Origin of the sequence: Stenotrophomonas indicatrix (assembly GCF_002750975.1) — a bacterium.
Lineage (GTDB): Bacteria > Pseudomonadota > Gammaproteobacteria > Xanthomonadales > Xanthomonadaceae > Stenotrophomonas > Stenotrophomonas indicatrix.
Map to the genome: position 1 here is coordinate 337,677 of NZ_PEJS01000002.1, position 18,278 is coordinate 355,954.

Below are 18,278 nucleotides of genomic sequence, written 5' to 3' on the forward strand. Positions count from 1 at the left end.
TCCAAAGTTGGTCGCGTCAGGTTTCTGCGACGCCGTCCGCGCAAGCTGAATTCAGTCAGCCATCTGAAACCGCCGCTGTCGTAGGATCTGCACCGTGATCGGGGCCGATGGACGGACCCTCCCGGCCGGCACCCGCTGGCCACACGCAAGGGAGATGCAAGCAATGCAGGTAATGGATGCCCACGGGGGCAATGAACAGATCGCCTCCGGCCGTCGGTACTGGAAGGTGCTGGCCCTGTGCCTGGCGCTCACCGCGTGTCAGGCGCCTTCTACCCCTGCATCGGCCGAAGCGGCGGCCGCTCCGGTTCCGCTCGCCGCGGCAGCGCCGGCAGCGCCGGCAGCGCCCCCCCATGCAGTGACCGGTGATTCCTCTCGGTACCCGGATGCGTCCTACACGGACGGTCGCCTGCGCCCGGCTTATGGCTGGTGCGTGGATGGCGTGGAGGATGCGGGCAAGCTGCAGGCCTGCGGCAAGGATGAACTGGCCTATCAGGAAGGGCGCCTGCAGGAGGGTGCCAGCAAGACTGTGACCGGGCTCGACGCTGCTGCGAAGCAGGCGTTCCTTGCCACCCAGGCGACCTGGCGCAGCGATACCGACCGTCATTGCGCCGCTCCGACCAATGCCGGTGTGGATGACCTGCAGAAGGCACAGGAGTGCCGCCTGTTCCGCGTGGCCAACCGTGCCGACGCATTGATGGCGCAGAGCGGCCCGCCCGATACCTCCTACACCACGCTTCGCCCGGAATTCATCCGCTGTGTGCAGCAGGCCCGTGGCATGAACGACCATATCCAGGCCTGCGGCGATACCGAGCTGGCCTACCACCAGACGCAGCTGCAGGCCGAAGTGGCGCGCCTGATGAACGGCCCCGACAGTCCGGCCAAGGACCGCTGGATGGACGAACAGGCCACTTGGGCCGAGGACACCGACAAGCGTTGCAGCCCGGCTACAGAGAGCGTGGGCCAGGCGCTGGACGCGCAGTCGTGCCTCATCAACCGCTACGCCAACCGCGCGGTGGAACTGCAGGCGCGCGAGCGGCGTTGATGTCGGCTGAAACCTGAATTCAGTCAGGCATCGGCATTCTGCGCTGGCGTAGCATCCTCACCGTGATGGGGCCGATGGACGGCTCCTCTTTGCCGACCCACCCGGCGACTCACCAGGGAGAAGCAAGCAATGCAAGCCTTGAGCGCGCCTGCGCGCATTGATCGATCCGCCTTTGAAATCCGACGCGGAATTGCGCTGGTGCTGTGCCTGTTGCTGGGCGCCTGCCAGGCCCCTTCGGCCGACAGCGCCACGGTTGCCGCTGCCGCCAGCGCAGATGAGCCAACACCGGCAGCCACATCGACACCGGCCAGCGCGACGCCTGCAACTACAGCCGCCGATGCCGACGCGGATGCCGATGACTTTCCCGCGCCGCTGCCCGATGCCTCCTACACCCAGGCCAACCTGCGTCCTGCGTACACCCGTTGCGTGGACGCCAGCGAAGCGGTGACAGCACGCCTGCAGGCATGTGGCGACGAGGAGTTGAGTTACCAGGAAGACCGCCTGGCCGAGATCGTCGCCGGTGTCGTGGCAAGTCCCGACAGCAAGGCCAAGGATGACTGGATGGATGCGCAGGCTGCCTGGTGGTCGGACACCAATCGCCATTGCCGCTGGGATCCCAAAACCGATGGTCAGGGCCAGAGGCTGGACGCGCAGTCGTGCCGCATCAACCGCGTGGCCAACCGCGTTGACCAGCTGCAGGCCGCTGCACGGAGCAAGTGACCTCAATCCACCGCATTGCCAACTGAGAGGAGTCCTTCGACATGGATGTAGTGACCGATGCAAGGAAGGCGATGGAACACTGGCATCGCGGCCAGACCTCCGCCCGTTTTGAAACCGACAACCGTGGTCCAGGCTGGATTTCCTCGGGCAAGGGTGACCATGGCGGCGTGTCCTATGGCAGTTACCAGTTCGCCAGCGCCGTTGGCGGGGTGGACGAGTACCTGAAGTCGTCCCGCTATGCGGACCAGTTCCACGGCCTGAAGCCTGCGACGGAAGCCTTCAGCGAGCGCTGGAAAGCGGTGGCCGCACGCGACGAAAAGGGCTTCGCCCAGGAACAGCACGATTTCATCCAGCGCCAGTATTACGACGTGCAGATGGATCGCCTGAAGAAGGTCGGCGTGGACCTGCAAGGTCGCGGCCCTGCCGTGCAGGACGCGCTGTGGAGCACGTCGGTGCAGTATCGCAACATGACCCGTGGTGTATTCCAGAATGGCCTGAAACAAGCCTATGGTGATGATTACAAGCTGTCCGAGCTGAGTGACGAGCAGATTGTCAGGGCCGTGCAGGATTACAAGCACGCCAACGTCCAGCGCCATTTCGAGAGCTCGCCCAAGCAGTGGGATTCGCTGCGCGAGCGCACGCTCAATGAAAAGTCCGAGCTGGTTGCGCTGGCGCGCTACGACATGATCAACCACGATCCGCAGCCGTACCGGGGCAAGACCTACGAACAGGCGTTCGGCGAGCCGGCGCATCGTCAGTCCGCCGCGCGCCCGGCGCGTGCACCGATGGCCGACGGTGTGCTGGTGCAGGGCGAACGCGGCAATGAAGTGCTCGCGCTGCAGCAGAAGCTGGCGCAGGCCGGCTATACCGGTGTGGATGGCAAGGTGCTGAAGCCCGACGGCGATTTCGGCAGCGATACCTACCACGCGGTGCGTCAGTTCCAGAAGGCGCATGGGCTGGAAGAAGACGGCAAGGCGGGGCGTGACACGCTGTCTGCACTGAACGCCGGGGTTCGCCCACCCGCACAGACACCGGCACCGGCACCGCCATCGGTACCCTCGCCAGAACGCCACGAGCCGAAGGCGCCCTCTACGGATGGTGCGCCGCTGGCGGCCGCCCCCGGTGGCGGCCGCATCACGGTGATCGAGCCCTACGGCAATGTCACCAGCAACCGCACGCTGGCCCACGGCATCAGTGGCGAAACGGCCTATCGCGAACTGAAGATCCATCACCCTAACACCAATGCCGAAGCCGTGCGCACCGGCGATGCCCGCAAGGCCGACCGCCAATCGGGCATGGTCGAAGGCGAGATGGAGAACATCCGCACACGTGAGGACAAGAATGACATTCCGCTGGTGCGCAAGGACCTGATCCTCACCGATCGCCTGGGCAGTCGCGATGTGATGATTCCGAACCCGGTGGCCGGCTACGCGCAGTTCAACAAGGACGCGACCAATTCGATCAGCCTCTACAGCCACCCGGCCGGCGATCCGCGCCGTGAGCTGGTAGGCCAGGTGCTGCACGGCGCCGCCGGCACGTCGCCCTACAAGAACGGTGACTTCGTCGAGTACGGCGCTCCGCTGATCCAGCAGTCGAACGCCGGCAGCAAACCGGTGCATGCGCATATCGAAGTGGAGCCGGCGCAGTTCCGCCGCTACCTCGGCGACATGCTCAACGACCGCATCACCCTCGGCGGCAAGGTACACGCGCAGGGGCCGGAAGCAGCGCAGGCCGCACGCGCCACGCAGCAGGCGCCGATGGCCGACGGCATGCTGGTGAAGGGCGAACGTGGCGATGAGGTCAAGGCACTGCAGGGCAAGCTGGCCGCGCTGGGTTACACCGCCGCCGACGGCAAGGCGCTGGGCACCGATGGCATCTTTGGCAAGGACACGCTGGCAGCGGTCAAGCAGTTCCAGGCCAACAACGGCCTGGAGCAGGATGGCAAGGCCGGCCGCCAGACCCTGGCGCGCTTGGACGACCCGGCCGCAGTGAAGGCCGGCGCGCAGACCGCCGCCGCCCCGGCACGCGCCGAACCGACCGCACCGGCAGCGCCCAGCATGCGCGATCCTTCGCATGCCGAGAATCCGCGCTTCAACCAGGCCCTGGAGAAACTACAGGAGCTGCAGCAGCAGCGCGTGCAGGCTGGCCTGTGCCCGCTGTTCGCCAATGCGCAGGAAACCGAACGCGCCGCCGGCCAGCTGGCCTACGAGAGCAAGGTCGCCGGCATGCGCCAGATCGACCATGTGGTCGCACGCCCGGATGGCAGCGGCTTGTTCGCCGTGCAGGGCAATGTCGGCGACCCGGCTGCGCAGCGCACCTTCGTCGACAGCCGACAGGCCGTGTCGCAGTCGGTCGAGGCCAGCACCCGCCAGACCGAGGAACTGGATGTCCAGTTCAATCAGCGCGTGCAGGAACAGCAGCAGGAGCAGGTGCGCAACCGCGGCCTGTAAGCCTGCTGCACTGTGGCCGAAGGCTCCGGGCCCAACGACCCGGGGCCTTCTGTCGATTCATTCTGCAGGGTCGACCCGCCGGTACACCCCGAACTGGGTCCTGCGCTGGCCCATCGGGATGATCAGGGCCAGCAGGACCGCGCCTCCGTCCACCTGCTTCACCACCAGATCGTTTTCCACCGTGCAGGACAGTTCCACGCGCGACCAGACGCAGCCGGCGCCGGCCTCGCCCGGTTTGCACGATGACCACCGGTTGATGACCAGCTGTTCTCCTTCGGCGCTGTAGCTCTTGCTGGAAGCGCTGCCTGCAGCCTCGATGCCGGTGCCGTCGGCGGCATGGAAGCGGGCCACCAGCCGGCTCGCCTCCTGGCGGATCGTGACCTGGTGGATGTCCTTGTTGTAGACGCCAAAGAGCCTGGAAAGCGCGCCGATGGGCGCATTTTCCTGTCCTGCCGACAGGTAGGACGGCCGGTTGTCGAAGGTGGCGCCTTCGGTGAAGTCGCATCGTGGGCCCGGCCTGATTTCGGCGAGGCGTGCGTCGCGGACGCTGCTGCAACCACTGCCCAAGGCCAGCACCGTCAGCAGGGTGAGGTAGGCGAGGCCAGGGCCAGCCAGCGAGGATGCAGTCTGTTTCATTGTGGCTTCCCTTCCAACAGATGCGGTGCAACAGGAACTCGCGTACCGAGTATCCCCACGCAAGGGCGGCAGCGGCAACCCGGCCTGCATCCCCGGCTGCCCGCCGCCATTCATCCGCCCGGTGTAAACTATTGATCTCACTGGCAATGCCAGTCTCCACGATCAACCGCCCGATGACGTCCGCCACCGCCCGTTACGCTGATTCCCTGCGCCTGTCCGTCGCTCCCATGATGGACTGGACCGACCGCCATTGCCGGGTGTTCCACCGCCTGCTGGCGCCGGGTGCGCGGCTGTACACCGAAATGGTGCACGCCAATGCGGTCATCCATGGCGATCGCCAGCGCCTGCTCGGTTTCGATGCCAGCGAACAGCCGCTGGCACTGCAGCTCGGTGGCAGCGATCCGGCCCTGCTGGCGCAGGCCGCGCGCATCGCCGCCGACTGGGGCTACGACGAGGTCAACCTCAACTGCGGCTGCCCGTCCGACCGCGTGCAGGCCGGGCGCTTTGGTGCCTGCCTGATGCGCGAGCCGGTGCTGGTGGCCGAATGCGTGTCGGCCATGGTCGAGGCAGTGGACATCCCGGTGACGGTGAAATGCCGCTTGGGCGTGGACGAAGACGACAACTACGAGGTATTCGCCAGTTTCGTCGACCGCCAGGTCGAGGCCGGCGCCGCGATGGTGGTGGTGCACGCCCGCAATGCCTGGCTGAAGGGCCTGTCGCCGAAGGAGAACCGCGAGGTTCCGCCGTTGAAGTACGACTGGGCCTACCGGCTGAAGCAGGAGCGCCCGGCACTGCCGGTGGTGCTCAATGGTGGCCTGGCCAGCATCGAGGCGGTGCAGGCGCAGGCCGCGCACGTCGATGGCGTCATGCTCGGTCGCGCGGCCTACCACGACCCCTACCTGCTGCATCAGCTGGAAGCGCTGCAGACCGGCGCGCCGCTGCGTCCGCGCGGTGAGCTGCTGCGCGCCCTGCGCCCGTACATCGAAGCCCGCCTGGGCGAGGGCCTGGCCCTCAAGCACATCACCCGCCACATCCTCGGCCTGTTCCACGGCCAGCCCGGCGGCCGCGCATTCCGCCAGGTGCTGAGCGAGGGTGCCCATCGCCCCGGTGCCGACTGGGCGCTGGTCGAGCAGGCGCTGGCAGTCACCGAACGCGAAGCCGAGCGCGCCGCTGCGTGACGGCAGTCACATTCCTGACTTGACAAGGGCGGCCGTTTCGTCCCGAATGTTCACTTAGCTGAACAACGGTCTGGAGCATCTGGAAAAGTTCAGACCGGATTCACTGCCCGAAACCAAGAATTTGCAAAAGATTTGTAAAACGCCGGGTTCCATTCCGGTGCCCGGATTTACGACTTTTGAACGAATCGCCGTGCTCGGCTAGGATCGCATCGATGTCTTCCGCTCCCTTCCACCGCTGTATTGCCCTGGCCACCTGCGTGGTCCTGGCGGCTGCCCCGCTGTCTTCGGCGCTGGCGCAGGACCCGCAGCGGGAACAGGGGCGCGCAGAAATGATGGAGCGTGGAGGCCGTGGCGCCAGCAACGAGCGCTCGCTGTCCGATGCCGTGCGCCGCGTGCAGCGCACCACCGGTGGCCACATCCTGGGCGCCGAGCGTGTGCCGTTCGATGGTCGTGACATCAACCGGGTCAAATACATGGACGACCGCGGTCGGGTCCGCTACATGGACGACCCCGCCCCGGCACGTTCACAGCCGCGCACGCCGCGGTCGGATATGTCATCACTACGCGGCGATAACCCCTGAACAGGGATAGTTGTCGCTATCAACCCGTACCCACAGGCCTCCGGGCCGCACCCAGCACACTAGGGAGAGTTCATGCGTATCCTTCTGGTCGAAGACGAAGCCCCGCTGCGTGAGACCCTGGCAGCCCGGCTCAAGCGCGAAGGTTTTGCCGTCGATGCAGCGCAGGACGGCGAAGAAGGCCTGTACATGGGCCGCGAAGTGCCGTTCGACGTCGGCATCATCGACCTTGGCCTGCCCAAGATGTCGGGCATGGAGCTGATCAAGGCCCTGCGCGACGAAGGCAAGAAGTTCCCGGTGCTGATCCTGACCGCGCGTTCGAGCTGGCAGGACAAGGTCGAGGGCCTGAAGCAGGGCGCCGACGATTACCTGGTCAAGCCGTTCCATGTGGAAGAGCTGCTGGCCCGCGTCAACGCGCTGCTGCGCCGCGCCGCCGGCTGGAGCAAGCCGACCCTGGAATGCGGTCCGGTTGCCTTGGATCTGGCAGCGCAGACCGTCAGCGTGGCCGGCAGCAATGTCGATCTCACCAGCTATGAGTACAAGGTGCTGGAGTACCTGATGATGCATGCCGGTGAACTGGTCTCCAAGGCCGACCTCACCGAGCACATCTACCAGCAGGACTTCGATCGTGACTCGAACGTGCTGGAAGTGTTCATCGGCCGCCTGCGCAAGAAGCTGGACCCGGATGGCGAACTGAAGCCGATCGAGACCGTGCGCGGTCGTGGCTACCGCTTCGCGATTCCGCGCAACGAGGGCTGAGGCCTTCAACAGGCGATAAACGATGTCCGGCCGTCTGTGGTTCTTCCGACGCTGGCGGCCGCGCTCTCTGCAGGCGCGCCAGATGTTCGCCGCGTCAGTGGGTCTGGTCGCGTTCCTGGCCCTGGCCGGTTACGCGCTTGATGCCGCCTTCGCCGATACGGCGAAGGCGAACCTGCGCGAGCGCCTGAAGAACTATGCCACCGCCTATGCGGCCGGTATCGACTTCACCCGCGACCGCTCGCTGTACATCCGCGAGCAGCCGCCGGATCCGCGTTTCGACGTGCCCGGCAGCGGTCTGTACCTGCAGGTCGTCATGCCCGACGGCAAGGGCAATTCGATGTCCGCCGAAGGCCCGATGCTGCCCACCGTCGGCGGCGGCCTGCTGGCTCCGCGCCAGGAAGTGTTCGAAGGCCCGCTGCCGATGATCCAGATCGACGGCAGCCAGGGCTCGGTGTATCGCTATGGCTTGGGCCTGGTGTGGGATGCCGACGCCGACCCGGCCACCGAATTCCCGTACACCATCTACGTGATGGAAGACTCGCGCGCGCTGGGTGCGCAGCTGCGCGTGTTCCGCAGCCGGGTCTGGTTCTACCTGGGCGGCATCGGCCTGATCCTGCTGCTGCTGCAGACGGTCATCCTGCAGTGGAGCCTGCGCCCGTTGCGGCGGGTGATCACCGAACTGACCAAGGTCCAGCGCGGCGAGACCGAGCGCATGAGCGAACGCCACCCGCGCGAGCTGGAGCCGTTGACCGACAGCATCAATGCCTTCATCGAGGGCGAGCGTGAGAACCTGGAACGCCAGCGCAATACCCTGGCCGACCTGGCGCACAGCCTGAAGACGCCGATTGCGGTGCTGCGTACGCAGATGGACAGCGGCGCCGGCGATGGCGCCCTGCGCGAAGAGCTGGACGTGCAGCTGCAGCGCATGAACAACCTGGTGTCCTACCAGCTGGCACGCGCGGCCTCGTCGGGCCACAAGCTGTTCTCGGCACCGCTGCCGATCGAATCCAACGCCGAAGAGATCGTGCGTGGCCTGGAAAAGGTCTATGCGTCCAAGGGCGTGCTGTGCGAATTCGACATCGACCCGGCCGCGCGCTTCCACGGCGAACCGGGTGACCTGCAGGAACTGCTGGGCAACCTGCTGGAGAACGCGTTCAAGTGGGCCAAGCGCCGCGTGCTGCTGACCGCGCAGCCGTTGCCGGCGCCGAATGCGCGTCGCGCCGGTCTGCTGCTGGCGGTGGATGACGATGGCCCGGGTATTGCTCCGGAGGACATCGGCAAGGTGCTGCAGCGTGGCGTGCGCGGCGATGAGCGCGTACAGGGCCACGGCATCGGCCTGTCGATCGTGCAGGACCTGATCAAGGACTACCGCGGCGAGCTGCAGGTGTCCCGTTCCAGCGAACTGGGCGGCGCCCGTTTCGAAGTGCGGCTGCCGCCGGGGCCGTAACGATCCGTTGCAACCCGATCCGGTCGACGTAGACCCTCGGGTAGCGCCGGGCCATGCCCGGCGGACGGATGAATCACCCGACCATTGCCGGCGGCTCGCCGTAGAACCGCCGCAGATGCGCAGCCACCTCCGGCAACGCTTCGGCCAGCAGGTCCGGCGCAGAGAAGTGGTACTCGCTGGCCACCGCGAAGAACTCTTCCGGTGCCTCGGCCGCATACGGATCGATCCGTGTTTCCACGCCGGCATCCACCTGCGCACAGAACGCGTCGTACGATTTCTGGAAGTCAGCAGCCCACTCGCGTTGCCACGCACGCGGCAACGGCGGCGTGCCGTCCATCGCACCGTCGAGCGCATCCAGCTTGTGCACCATTTCATGCACGGCCACGCAGTAACCCTCATGCGGTGCTGCCAGGTCGGCCTGCACATCGGCCCACGAAAGAATCAACGGACCGCTGTCCCACGACTCGCCAATCAGCTCGTCATCCCACTCGTGCAGTACGCCGGCAGCGTCCATATGGCTGCGATGCACGCGGAACGCATCGGGGTAGACGATCAGCTGCGACCAGCCTTCCAGCCCCACCTCGCCGAACTCCAGCAGCGGCAGGCAGCACAGTGCGGCCAGCAGCACGCCATCGGCCGGCTGCAGCTGCAGGTCACCGATCGGGGAAATGGTCTTCTCATGCAGGAAGCGCGTGGCCAGCGCGCGCAGGCGTGCATGCCGTTCGTCGTCCAGGCCGCGCAACCACGCTGCGCGGTGGCAGGCATCGTTCCAGTGTGCGTCTTCGATCGGTCGCGGCGCGGGCCGCAACCACTGCAGCAACGACTTGATCAGCGGAACATACCCGGCAGGTAGCTGTGCCACTTCGGCGCACGGATGCGCTGCAGTACATCGTCGTCACCGCCACCGCCGCTGCTGGTCGCGGCGGCCGGACGTACCGGTGCCGGCTTGGCGGCCGTCGCTGTCGGCGCGTTGGTCAGCGTGCGCTGCGAGGCTGCATCGCTGGCCGAGTAGACGCAGGCGCCACGGCTGTCATCAAGCGCTGCTGTGGCAGATGCCGCGAAGGGCATCGTCAGCAGGATCAGGCAATGGGCATAACGGCGCATTGACGACATCCACGTTAAGGGAAGGTGAGTTCCCGATTCTAGCCCGAACCCGGCGCCAGATTGGAAGCCCGCCGGAACCGGGGCCGGCGGGCGCCGCTGGCGGGTTTCCCGCATAATTCCGTCCTGACCTTGTGGAAGCTGCCGTGGACGATCGCCAATTGCTGGCCAAACTCGCTGCCGGTCGCCTGTCCGGCGACGCCCTGGCCCGTGAGCTGGGCCAGACCCGGGCCGCCATTTGGAAGCGAATTCAAGGGCTTAGAGCCGCTGGCGTCGAGGTTGAAGGTCGCGCAGGCGAGGGCTACGGGCTGACCCGGCCGGTCGACCTGCTGGACGCCGGGGCCATCCGCGCCGGCCTGCCCAAGGAGGCCGCAGCATTGCTGCACGACCTGCAGGTGGCCTGGACGGTGGACTCCACCAACGCCGAATTGCTGCGCTGCAGCGCGCCCCAGCGCGGTGTCAGCGTCCTGTTGGCCGAGCGCCAGACTGGCGGCCGTGGCCGTCGCGGGCGCACCTGGGCGTCGCCGCTGGCCGCGCATGTGTATCTGTCGGTGCTGCGCCTGTTCGAGGGTGGCCTGGGCCGTTTGGCCGGGCTGAGTTTGGTCGCCGGCGTCGCCGTGGCCGAAGCCCTGCACGATCTGGGCTACACGCAGGCGCAGCTGAAGTGGCCGAACGACGTGCTGGTCGATGGCCGCAAGCTGGTGGGCCTGCTGGCCGAGGGTGGTGGCGAATACGCCGGCCCGGCGCGTGCAGTGATCGGCATCGGCATCAACGTGCACATGCCGCCGGCCTTCGCCGAACAGATCACCCAGCCGTGGGTGGACCTGGACACACTGGCCGGCGCTTCGGTGGATCGCAACACGGTGGTGGCGGCGGTGCTGGCACGCCTGCTGCCGGCGCTGGAGGAATTCGACCGGGAAGGGCTGGCGCCGTTCCTGCCGCGTTACGCAGCGTTCGACATGCTGGCCGGGCGCGAAGTGCGCGTGCAGCTGGATGGCGAATGGCAGCACGGTACCGCGCTCGGCTTGGCTGACGATGGCGCGCTGCGCGTGCGCATCGATGGCCGCGAGCGCCTGCTGCATGCCGGCGAAGTCAGTGTGAGAAAAGCATGAGCGACTGGTTGTTCGATCTGGGCAATTCGCGCTTCAAGTTCGCGCCGTTGCAGGGTGATCGTGCCGGTGATGTGCAGGCCTGGGCGCATGGCGCCGAAGGCATGGCCGGGCAACCGCCGCACAGCCTGCCCAGTGGCGGCACCGCGTTTGTGGCCAGCGTCGCCGCGCCATCGCTGACCAGCGCGATGCTGGATCAGCTGCAGCGCCGCTTCGAGCACGTGCATGTGGTGCGCACCAGCGCCCAGTGTGCGGGTGTACGCATTGCCTACGCCAAGCCGGAAAAATTCGGTGTCGACCGCTTCCTGGCGCTGCTGGCTGCCGCCAAGGCACAGCGGCCGGTGCTGGTGGTCGGTGTCGGCACCGCGTTGACCATCGACCTGCTGGATGCCAACGGCCAGCATCACGGTGGACGCATTTCCGCCTCGCCGACCACCATGCGCGAGGCGCTGCACGCGCGCGCGGTGCAGCTGCCGGCCAGCGGCGGTGACTACAGCGAATTCGCCAACGACACCGCCGATGCGCTGGCCTCCGGCTGCGATGGTGCAGCCGTGGCGCTGGTTGAACGCAGCGCCCGCCAGGCACAGGCGCTGTTGGGCGTCATGCCGTCGCTGCTGGTGCATGGTGGTGGCGCACCCGCGCTGATGCCGCTGCTGGACGGCGCCGACTATCACCCCTCGCTGGTGCTGGATGGCCTCGCCCGCTGGGCGGTGCACCAGCCCGCAGGCTAGTATCGGCGCATGCTGACCCGTGCCCTGATCGTCGTGCTGGCGATCCTCAATCTTGGTGTTGCCACCTGGTGGCTGTTGCGCGATGAACCCGCGCGTGCGCCGTTGCCACCGCCCCCGACCGGCGTGGCCGAGCTGCGCTGGTTGCCCGGTGGCACCGATGCGGCGGTGGCCGCGCAGGCCTCGGCAGCGGCACCCACTGAAGCACTGGTGGAGCGTGAGGCGGCGCCGGCTACCGCAGTGGCCGCTGCACCCGCACCGGCAGCGGCGACACCTGCAGCACCCGGCAAGCCCGCCGAACCAGTGAAGGCGCCTGAGCCGATGGCCGCCGTCGCCAAGCCAGCGCCCGAACCGGTGACCGAGAAACCCGCAGCCCCTGCCGTACCGCCGCGCTGCCTGGCGCTGGGCCCGTTCGCCGACCGCGCCGCTGCCAGCGCTGCGCAGAGTCGTGCGGGCAACCTGTTGAGCCAGGTGCGCCTGCGCGAGCAGCCCGCCGCCAGCGGCAGTGCCCGTTACCGCGTGCTGCTGCCCGCCGCCGCCAGCCGCGATGACGCGCAGGCCACGGTCAAGCGCATCGTCGCCGCCGGGTTGAGCGACTACTACATCATCAGCCAGGGCGACGAGACCAACGCCATTGCGCTGGGCCAGTACCGCAACCGCGAGGGCGCCGAACGGCGCATGGCTGCAGTGCAGGCCGCCGGCTTCCAGCCACGCCTGGTCGCCAGTGGTGATGCCGGCCAATGGTGGCTGGAAGGGCAGCTGGCCACCGGCAGCGAACCGGCCCAGGCACAGCAGCGCAGTGGCGCCGCGCAGCAACGGTCGCTGGAATGCACGCGACTGCGCTAGAATTCCCCCACCACGGCGCTGCCGTCGGCGTTTCACCCCGTGCCGCTTTAGCTCAGTTGGTAGAGCAACTGTCTTGTAAACAGTAGGTCATCCGTTCGATTCGGATAAGCGGCACCATCTCCCGACAATCTCCATTGCCCCTTTTGTTGCATGGGTCGGCTAGTGTCTGTGTGCCTACGCCGCATGCAGCTGCAGCTCCACATACTCCGCCAATCCCCGGCACGCCAGCAGCAGCCCTTCGCGCGTTCCGTCGCCGATCTGCTGCTCGTCGCCTCCATCGACCCGCACTCGCTCGGCGGCGTGGAATATTTCCAGCAAGGTGGTCAGCCCGGCAGCGGCGCGGTCGGCGCGTGCCATGGCCATGCGCTGGCCGGGTGCCAGCGTTGGCCCGCGCCACGGCTGACCGTCGGCACCATCGCCGTTGCGGATGCGCTGCAGGCAGCCTTGCAACGTGATCGGGTCCGGGACATCGACGGCGGCGGCGAACGCGGCTTCCAACGGCTGCGCAAGCTCTGGGGGCAGGCGTTCGGCGGCGTCGCCCAGCGTGGCGGTCAGATAGGGATAGTCAGGGGCGGACATGTGGTCATCCTCGGGTGCAACAGAGGCGCCACCGCAGGGGGTGGCGGGCGATGCGTGGCTTCCAAGACCGGGAATCGATGAGCCGGCGGGCGCAAGGCCCCCACGCACCGCCCGCCATAAGGCAGCAGACGGAGTGTCAGCCGGCGCCACCCGCAAGAGGCGACGCCGGCTGACAAGCGTAAACAGCTTCGATTGCACGGGCTTGGAAGTCCCGGCCACTGGTTTTCGGTGGCAGTTCATCATGCGCAGGCAGAATCACGGGCTGCCAGTCGATTGTTCCGATGGCATCGCGCTGTTTGAAAGGAAAAATGAATTATCGCAATTGGCTTGTCGTGGCCAATCCCAAGGCAAAAACGACATCCTGCGCGGCGTGCTGTTGGATCATGAAACAGGCAGAAGCGCTGCAATCGCACGGCGCAAAGCCGGCGCAACGTGTCAAGCCAGCTTAACCACGTCACCAAGCAATCCACTCAACCATCATACGCACCCGCGCGGCGATCAACGCGTCCCCGGATCACCCGGCACCAGGTGTCGCCACGGAAACACATCCTTGGCGAAATGGCTGACATAGCCCCCCGTCGCGGCCTGGATGACCATGAACGACAACCGTGGGCGCATGGCCTGCAGCGTCTGCAGCTGCGCCACATCCAACGCGCTGTTTCGCAACCGGAAGGTATGCAGCGCATCGAAGGCATCGCTGGCGAACAAGCGCTCATAGGCCGCGAAAGGCGTGACCGCATCGGTCTCACGGGCATCAGCCCAGACGAATTGCAGCTCCGTCGATTCGCAAAAATCCAGCAGGCCCAAGGCAGGCAGGTTGCGTGATGCGGCGAGGTTGTCGATGAAGCGCTGGGTGTCAGAGCCACCGCCGATGCGCAGGCTGTGCAGGTGTGGCAGCGGAACCTCGAAGAACGCGGCGTCCGGTGCATTCGGCACGACCAGTTCGCTCAGATACGGGGCCTTGGAAACGAAGCAGGCGATCTCGCCGTCTTCTTCCATGATGGTGCCCGCGCGCTGCACCAGCGACATGTTGTGGTCGGCCGGTTCGGTAGGGCTGATCGACAACGAGCGCAGGCGCGGGAAACGCACATCGCTGTCCAGCAGCGCGGTGAACTCCCACTCGCGCGTGCCATTGGCCCCTTCGTCCGGGCCGGTGAACGACAGCGACATGATCGCATCGGCCACGCCCTGGTCGGACAGGCAGGCCAGCGTCCATGCGAATGGCTCTTCCCATGGGTTGCCGAAGAACTCCACGTGCAGGCCGCCGTACAACGGCGCCACGGTCACCCGTTCCTGCAGCGCTGCCCACAGCGGGCCGGCCGGGTCCTGGATATCCAGTTCATGCTCGGCGGCACTGTCCAGATTGAAGGCATGGATGCGTTGCTGCAGCGCCAGCAGCTGCTGCTGCGCGTGGTCGAAGGGAGGAGCTGTCATGTGTGCATACCGGACGTCCGTGTGATCCGCCCGATGATAGCGCTGGCCTGATGGCGGTGGTCTGCAGCCCGTGATCGGTTGCTTGATATTCCTCACGGTCGAGCAACTCCGGCAGCCCCCATACTGGCGCCCTCCGCTCACTCCTCACAAGGAAGCCGACCATGCGCCGCCACCGCTTGCCGTTGACCGTTGCGCTGCTCGCCAGCGCCTTCACAGCACCGGCGATGGCCGCCGTGCCGTTCATCAATGCCAGCTGCCCCGGTGGGCTGGATGTCCATGCAGACGAGGGCGGGCCGGTCTACGTGCAGGGCCGCGAGACCACCCTCAAGCGCTTCAACGATCGCTATTTCGAAGCGCGCGATGCCAGCAGCGGCACCACGCTTTCAATCAGCACCGGTGACGACGGTACGCCGCAGGTCAGCTACACCGGACGCGGCGGTGCCAACGGCATCTGCCAGGTCAGCAACAACGGCACGCCGGCGACTGCCGTGGAAGGTGGCAGGCACCACCGTGAGGATCGCGATGACGATGCAGCACTGCCACGCGAGGTGACCTGCGAATCCACCGACCAGCGCCAGGTGTCCTGTGACATGGACACGCGTGGCAACGTGGAGATCGTGCGCCAGCTCAGCCGTACCCGTTGCGAGCAGGGCAGCAACTGGGGCCTGTCGCGGCATTCGGTCTGGGTCAACGGTGGCTGCCGCGCGACGTTCCGCAACATGTCCAAGGCTGCAGCCAACGCGCCAGCGGGCGATACCGCGCTCGGTTCGTGCAATGCAAGCAAAGGCGCACAGGGCACGCTGGTGACCCAGGTGCCGGTCGGCACCGATTACCAGGAACTGATCATCGATTATCCCGAGGGCCGCTTCCTGTGCATGATGCGCAACGACGGCCGGGTGCAGAGCGTGACGCCGATTCGCCGCCGCGGGGGTTGAGCTCATCGTGCCTGCAGCCCTAAGGTGACTACCCTTACACCCGTCTGGCGGCACCACCATGTCCCATCTTCTGGCCAAGGCAGCCGAGAAACAGGATCTTGACCGAATCGACGCATTGCTGGATGCGGGTGCCGATATCGAGTGGCAGCACAAGGGCACCGGACGTACTCCGCTGCTTTCGGCTGTGATCGCCGGAAAGACTGACTCGGTGTTGCGGCTTTTGGACCGTGGCGCCAACATCCAGCACGCCTGCATGGCGGTGGGCTTTACCGCAATGGGATGGGCGGCCGAGCGCAACGACGCAGACATCGGACGCCTGCTGATCGCACGCGGCGCCTCGCTGGACGCGGCCTCCCCGGAACTGCATCGCACACCGCTGATGGTGGCGGCGCAGGGCGGTCATCTGCCGATGGTCGAGCTGCTGCTGGCTGGCGGTGCTGATGTCGCACGCGTGGATTTCGAAGGACATAATGCGCTGTCGCTGGCCGAAGCGCGCGGGCATGCGGCTGTGGTGCAGTGCCTGCAGGCAGCGGGCGCGCAGATGCCACCGATGTTGGAGGAGGCGCCGCCGCTTGCGTGGCCTGAACCGGCCGCAGAGGGGGAACCGGCATCAGTGGTGCGTGGCTATATGCTGGCCTGCAATGAGTGGGAAACGCGTGGTTACCGTGATGCCAAGGTCGGTGGAGTCCTGCTCGGTAGTGCAGCATTCCAACAGGAGCGCGCGGACATCCTCGCGGCCTGGTGTACCGACCGGAAGCGGGTGTATTCCACGGGCATGTCGGTGGGCAATCCGCCGGTGCACGTGCCGGAGGACCTGCTGGCCGCGGTCGGTCAGCCGACGGCCTCCAAGGCCGAAGTCCTGGTACGTGACCATGCACAGAAATCCCGCGCGCTGCGTTACGAGCGCCTGTTCGTGCTCAAGCGCGTGGCTGGGCAGTGGCGGATCGACATGCTGAAGAAGCGCCTGTTCCGCACCGAAGCGTGGTCGTCGGCGATTCTCTGAGCACGGCCCGAAGTGCCGTCAGCCGGCGGCGTTGTACAGCACTACCCACGCCAGCATCAGGGCGAACATGCCGGCGAACGTCAGGCCAAACCACAGCGCCGCCACCTTCACGTTGCCGATCAACGCTGCCAGCATCCGCTGCGGCTCGCTCTTCAGGATCGGATATTCGGCGTGTGCCTTGCGCAGACGCTGCCAACCCAACCCGAGGAATACCAGGGTCGAGAACGGCACCAGCAGGAGCGTCGCCTGCATCAGCCAGCCATTCGGCGACGCATCCATCGAGCTGCTCAGCAGAATCGCAAAAACGGCGATGGGCAGCGCCCCGATGAAAAAGCGCGGCCAGGCAGTGTTGATGAAGGGCGACATCGCAATCTTCCATGAGGGGCGGTCGGGTCCGCGCGGCATCATGCCATGCGATGGCCCTGCTGCACCGCCGCGAGTGGTGTCACATGCGTCTGGCTAGACTGTGCTTCTTTTTCGTTCGCAGGAGGCACCCATGGCCCATCATCCCGCCGTTACCCTGATCGGCGTCCCCACCGACATCGGGGCGGGCCATCGCGGCGCCCGGCTGGGGCCGGAAGCCCTGCGCGTGGCCGGCCTGCCTGAAGCACTGGAAGCGCGTGGCGTGGACGTGCGCGACCTTGGCAACCTGGACGGCCCGCGCAACCCGTGGACCGCGCCGGTGCAGGGCTATCGCCACCTGGACGAGGTGGTGGCGTGGAACCACGCGCTGATGGAAGCCAGCTACGCCGAACTGCAGGCCGGCCGCATGCCGATCATGCTGGGCGGCGACCACTGCCTGGGCATCGGTTCGATCACTGCCGTCGCGCGCTGGTGCCGCGAGCAGGGCAAGGACCTGCGCGTGCTGTGGCTGGATGCGCATTCGGATTTCAACACCAGTGAGGTGACCCCGTCGGGCAACATCCACGGTATGCCGGTGGCCTGCCTGTGCGGCCTCGGCCCGGATGCGCTGACCAGGCTGGGCGGCACTTCGCCGGCGATCCAGCCTTCGCAGGTGCACCAGATCGGCATCCGTTCGGTGGACCCGGAAGAAAAGCGCCTGATCAAGACCCACAAGGTCGATGTCTACGACATGCGCTACATCGACGAGAACGGCATGAAGCGCACCGTGGAAGCGGCGCTGGCCGGCATCGACGAGAACACCCACCTGCACGTCAGCTTCGACGTCGATTTCCTCGACCCGAGCATTGCCCCGGGCGTGGGCACCACCGTACCGGGCGGGGTGAACTACCGCGAAGCGCAGCTGGTGATGGAGATGATCGCCGACAGTGGCCGCATGGGCTCGCTGGATATCGTTGAACTCAATCCGCTGCTGGACAACCACAACAGCACCGCCGAACTGGCCGTGGACCTGGTCGAAAGCCTGTTCGGGAAATCGACCCTGATGCGCGACTGAGAGGGTCCAGCCTGAACGGTTGGACGAACCGTTCACACGCGCTCCACGCCCCTGCCGCCAGATTGCACCTCACGCGGCAGTGTTGGCTTCGAGCCAGCCTGCCGCCCCGATCAATACAACCGAACCCCGTGATTGAGCGGTGTAGCGGCAAACCCAAGGAGAAGCCCATGAAGCGCGTAGTTGCCCTGATGCTGTTGTCGATGTTCTCGGTGGCCCTGCTGGCCGGTTGCAACACCGTTGCCGGTGCCGGCAAGGACGTGCAGAAGGCTGGTGAGAAGGTTGAGGATGCCGCCAAGGGCAACTGAGCCTGAGGTGG

The 18,278-nt window shown here is 66.5% G+C and carries 20 protein-coding genes and 1 tRNA gene; 15 read left to right on the forward strand and 6 right to left on the reverse strand.

What is annotated here, in order from left to right:
• The first annotated feature begins 172 nt into the window (after window positions 1–172).
• From CR918_RS20530 to CR918_RS20540, 3 genes are all read left to right on the forward strand, one after another.
• Window positions 173–1,042, forward strand: coding sequence for a lysozyme inhibitor LprI family protein (locus tag CR918_RS20530; protein WP_099844662.1), 870 nt, complete (start codon window positions 173–175; stop codon window positions 1,040–1,042).
• 129 nt (window positions 1,043–1,171) lie between these two features.
• A complete protein-coding gene (locus tag CR918_RS20535) occupies window positions 1,172–1,762 on the forward strand; it encodes a lysozyme inhibitor LprI family protein (protein WP_099844663.1) in 591 nt (196 codons plus the stop codon).
• Between the two features lie 41 nt (window positions 1,763–1,803).
• Window positions 1,804–4,212: a peptidoglycan-binding domain-containing protein gene (locus tag CR918_RS20540; protein WP_099844664.1), complete on the forward strand. Its 2,409-nt coding sequence runs from the start codon at window positions 1,804–1,806 to the stop codon at window positions 4,210–4,212.
• A gap of 57 nt (window positions 4,213–4,269) precedes the next feature.
• Here CR918_RS20540 and CR918_RS20545 read toward each other — a convergent pair whose 3' ends face one another.
• Window positions 4,270–4,848, reverse strand: coding sequence for a hypothetical protein (locus CR918_RS20545; RefSeq protein WP_099844665.1), 579 nt, complete (start codon window positions 4,846–4,848; stop codon window positions 4,270–4,272).
• A 146-nt stretch (window positions 4,849–4,994) separates the two neighbouring features.
• Here CR918_RS20545 and dusA point away from each other — a divergent pair, with 146 nt between their 5' ends.
• The 4 genes from dusA to CR918_RS20565 all read left to right on the forward strand — a co-directional run bounded on the left by dusA (window position 4,995) and on the right by CR918_RS20565 (window position 8,810).
• Complete coding sequence (gene dusA / locus CR918_RS20550) at window positions 4,995–6,026, forward strand: tRNA dihydrouridine(20/20a) synthase DusA (protein ID WP_099786225.1); 1,032 nt, start codon at window positions 4,995–4,997, stop codon at window positions 6,024–6,026.
• A 212-nt stretch (window positions 6,027–6,238) separates the two neighbouring features.
• Window positions 6,239–6,607 carry a hypothetical protein gene (locus CR918_RS20555; protein ID WP_025878314.1) on the forward strand — a complete coding sequence of 123 codons (369 nt, stop codon included), beginning with the start codon at window positions 6,239–6,241 and terminating at the stop codon, window positions 6,605–6,607.
• A 72-nt stretch (window positions 6,608–6,679) separates the two neighbouring features.
• Window positions 6,680–7,363 (forward strand): response regulator transcription factor, encoded by a 684-nt coding sequence (locus CR918_RS20560; protein WP_004136763.1) that lies wholly within the window; start codon window positions 6,680–6,682, stop codon window positions 7,361–7,363.
• 22 nt (window positions 7,364–7,385) lie between these two features.
• Window positions 7,386–8,810, forward strand: a complete 1,425-nt coding sequence (locus CR918_RS20565) for an ATP-binding protein (protein ID WP_032978238.1) — start codon at window positions 7,386–7,388, stop codon at window positions 8,808–8,810.
• Between the two features lie 73 nt (window positions 8,811–8,883).
• On the opposite strand, the gene CR918_RS20570 is transcribed toward CR918_RS20565, so the two are convergent.
• Window positions 8,884–9,672: a M90 family metallopeptidase gene (locus tag CR918_RS20570; protein ID WP_165780931.1), complete on the reverse strand. Its 789-nt coding sequence runs from the start codon at window positions 9,670–9,672 to the stop codon at window positions 8,884–8,886.
• The gene (locus CR918_RS20575) at window positions 9,639–9,914 is read right to left on the reverse strand and encodes a hypothetical protein (RefSeq protein WP_099844667.1); all 276 of its coding nucleotides are present in this window, start codon (window positions 9,912–9,914) and stop codon (window positions 9,639–9,641) included. The genes CR918_RS20570 and CR918_RS20575 overlap by 34 nt, the downstream gene beginning before the upstream one ends.
• A 143-nt stretch (window positions 9,915–10,057) precedes the next feature.
• Between CR918_RS20575 and birA the strand changes: the two genes are divergently transcribed.
• The 4 genes from birA (at window position 10,058) to CR918_RS20595 (ending at window position 12,711) form a co-directional block, all read left to right on the forward strand.
• A complete protein-coding gene (birA, locus tag CR918_RS20580; RefSeq protein ID WP_093820899.1) occupies window positions 10,058–11,023 on the forward strand; it encodes a bifunctional biotin--[acetyl-CoA-carboxylase] ligase/biotin operon repressor BirA in 966 nt (321 codons plus the stop codon).
• A complete protein-coding gene (locus CR918_RS20585) occupies window positions 11,020–11,751 on the forward strand; it encodes a type III pantothenate kinase (RefSeq protein ID WP_025878323.1) in 732 nt (243 codons plus the stop codon). Before birA ends, CR918_RS20585 begins: the two co-directional genes overlap by 4 nt.
• Window positions 11,752–11,760: 9 nt before the next feature.
• Complete coding sequence (locus CR918_RS20590; RefSeq protein ID WP_099844668.1) at window positions 11,761–12,594, forward strand: SPOR domain-containing protein; 834 nt, start codon at window positions 11,761–11,763, stop codon at window positions 12,592–12,594.
• Between the two features lie 41 nt (window positions 12,595–12,635).
• Window positions 12,636–12,711, forward strand: a tRNA-Thr gene (locus CR918_RS20595).
• 57 nt (window positions 12,712–12,768) lie between these two features.
• Here the strand turns inward: CR918_RS20595 and CR918_RS20600 are convergent.
• Window positions 12,769–13,173, reverse strand: a complete 405-nt coding sequence (locus CR918_RS20600; RefSeq protein ID WP_099844669.1) for a hypothetical protein — start codon at window positions 13,171–13,173, stop codon at window positions 12,769–12,771.
• Between the two features lie 498 nt (window positions 13,174–13,671).
• Complete coding sequence (locus CR918_RS20605) at window positions 13,672–14,607, reverse strand: hypothetical protein (protein WP_099844670.1); 936 nt, start codon at window positions 14,605–14,607, stop codon at window positions 13,672–13,674.
• Between the two features lie 161 nt (window positions 14,608–14,768).
• Here CR918_RS20605 and CR918_RS20610 point away from each other — a divergent pair, with 161 nt between their 5' ends.
• Both CR918_RS20610 and CR918_RS20615 read left to right on the forward strand, forming a co-directional pair.
• Entirely contained in the window at window positions 14,769–15,542 is a 774-nt protein-coding gene (locus CR918_RS20610) for a DUF3011 domain-containing protein (protein WP_099844671.1), read from the forward strand.
• Between the two features lie 58 nt (window positions 15,543–15,600).
• Window positions 15,601–16,545, forward strand: a complete 945-nt coding sequence (locus CR918_RS20615; protein ID WP_099844672.1) for an ankyrin repeat domain-containing protein — start codon at window positions 15,601–15,603, stop codon at window positions 16,543–16,545.
• An 18-nt stretch (window positions 16,546–16,563) separates the two neighbouring features.
• On the opposite strand, the gene CR918_RS20620 is transcribed toward CR918_RS20615, so the two are convergent.
• Window positions 16,564–16,911 (reverse strand): hypothetical protein, encoded by a 348-nt coding sequence (locus tag CR918_RS20620; protein WP_093820738.1) that lies wholly within the window; start codon window positions 16,909–16,911, stop codon window positions 16,564–16,566.
• Between the two features lie 130 nt (window positions 16,912–17,041).
• Between CR918_RS20620 and rocF the strand changes: the two genes are divergently transcribed.
• Together rocF and CR918_RS20630 are read left to right on the forward strand one after the other, a co-directional pair.
• Complete coding sequence (gene rocF, locus CR918_RS20625; RefSeq protein WP_032978254.1) at window positions 17,042–17,962, forward strand: arginase; 921 nt, start codon at window positions 17,042–17,044, stop codon at window positions 17,960–17,962.
• A 167-nt stretch (window positions 17,963–18,129) separates the two neighbouring features.
• Window positions 18,130–18,267 carry an entericidin A/B family lipoprotein gene (locus CR918_RS20630; protein ID WP_019661832.1) on the forward strand — a complete coding sequence of 46 codons (138 nt, stop codon included), beginning with the start codon at window positions 18,130–18,132 and terminating at the stop codon, window positions 18,265–18,267.
• Window positions 18,268–18,278 lie beyond the last annotated feature (11 nt).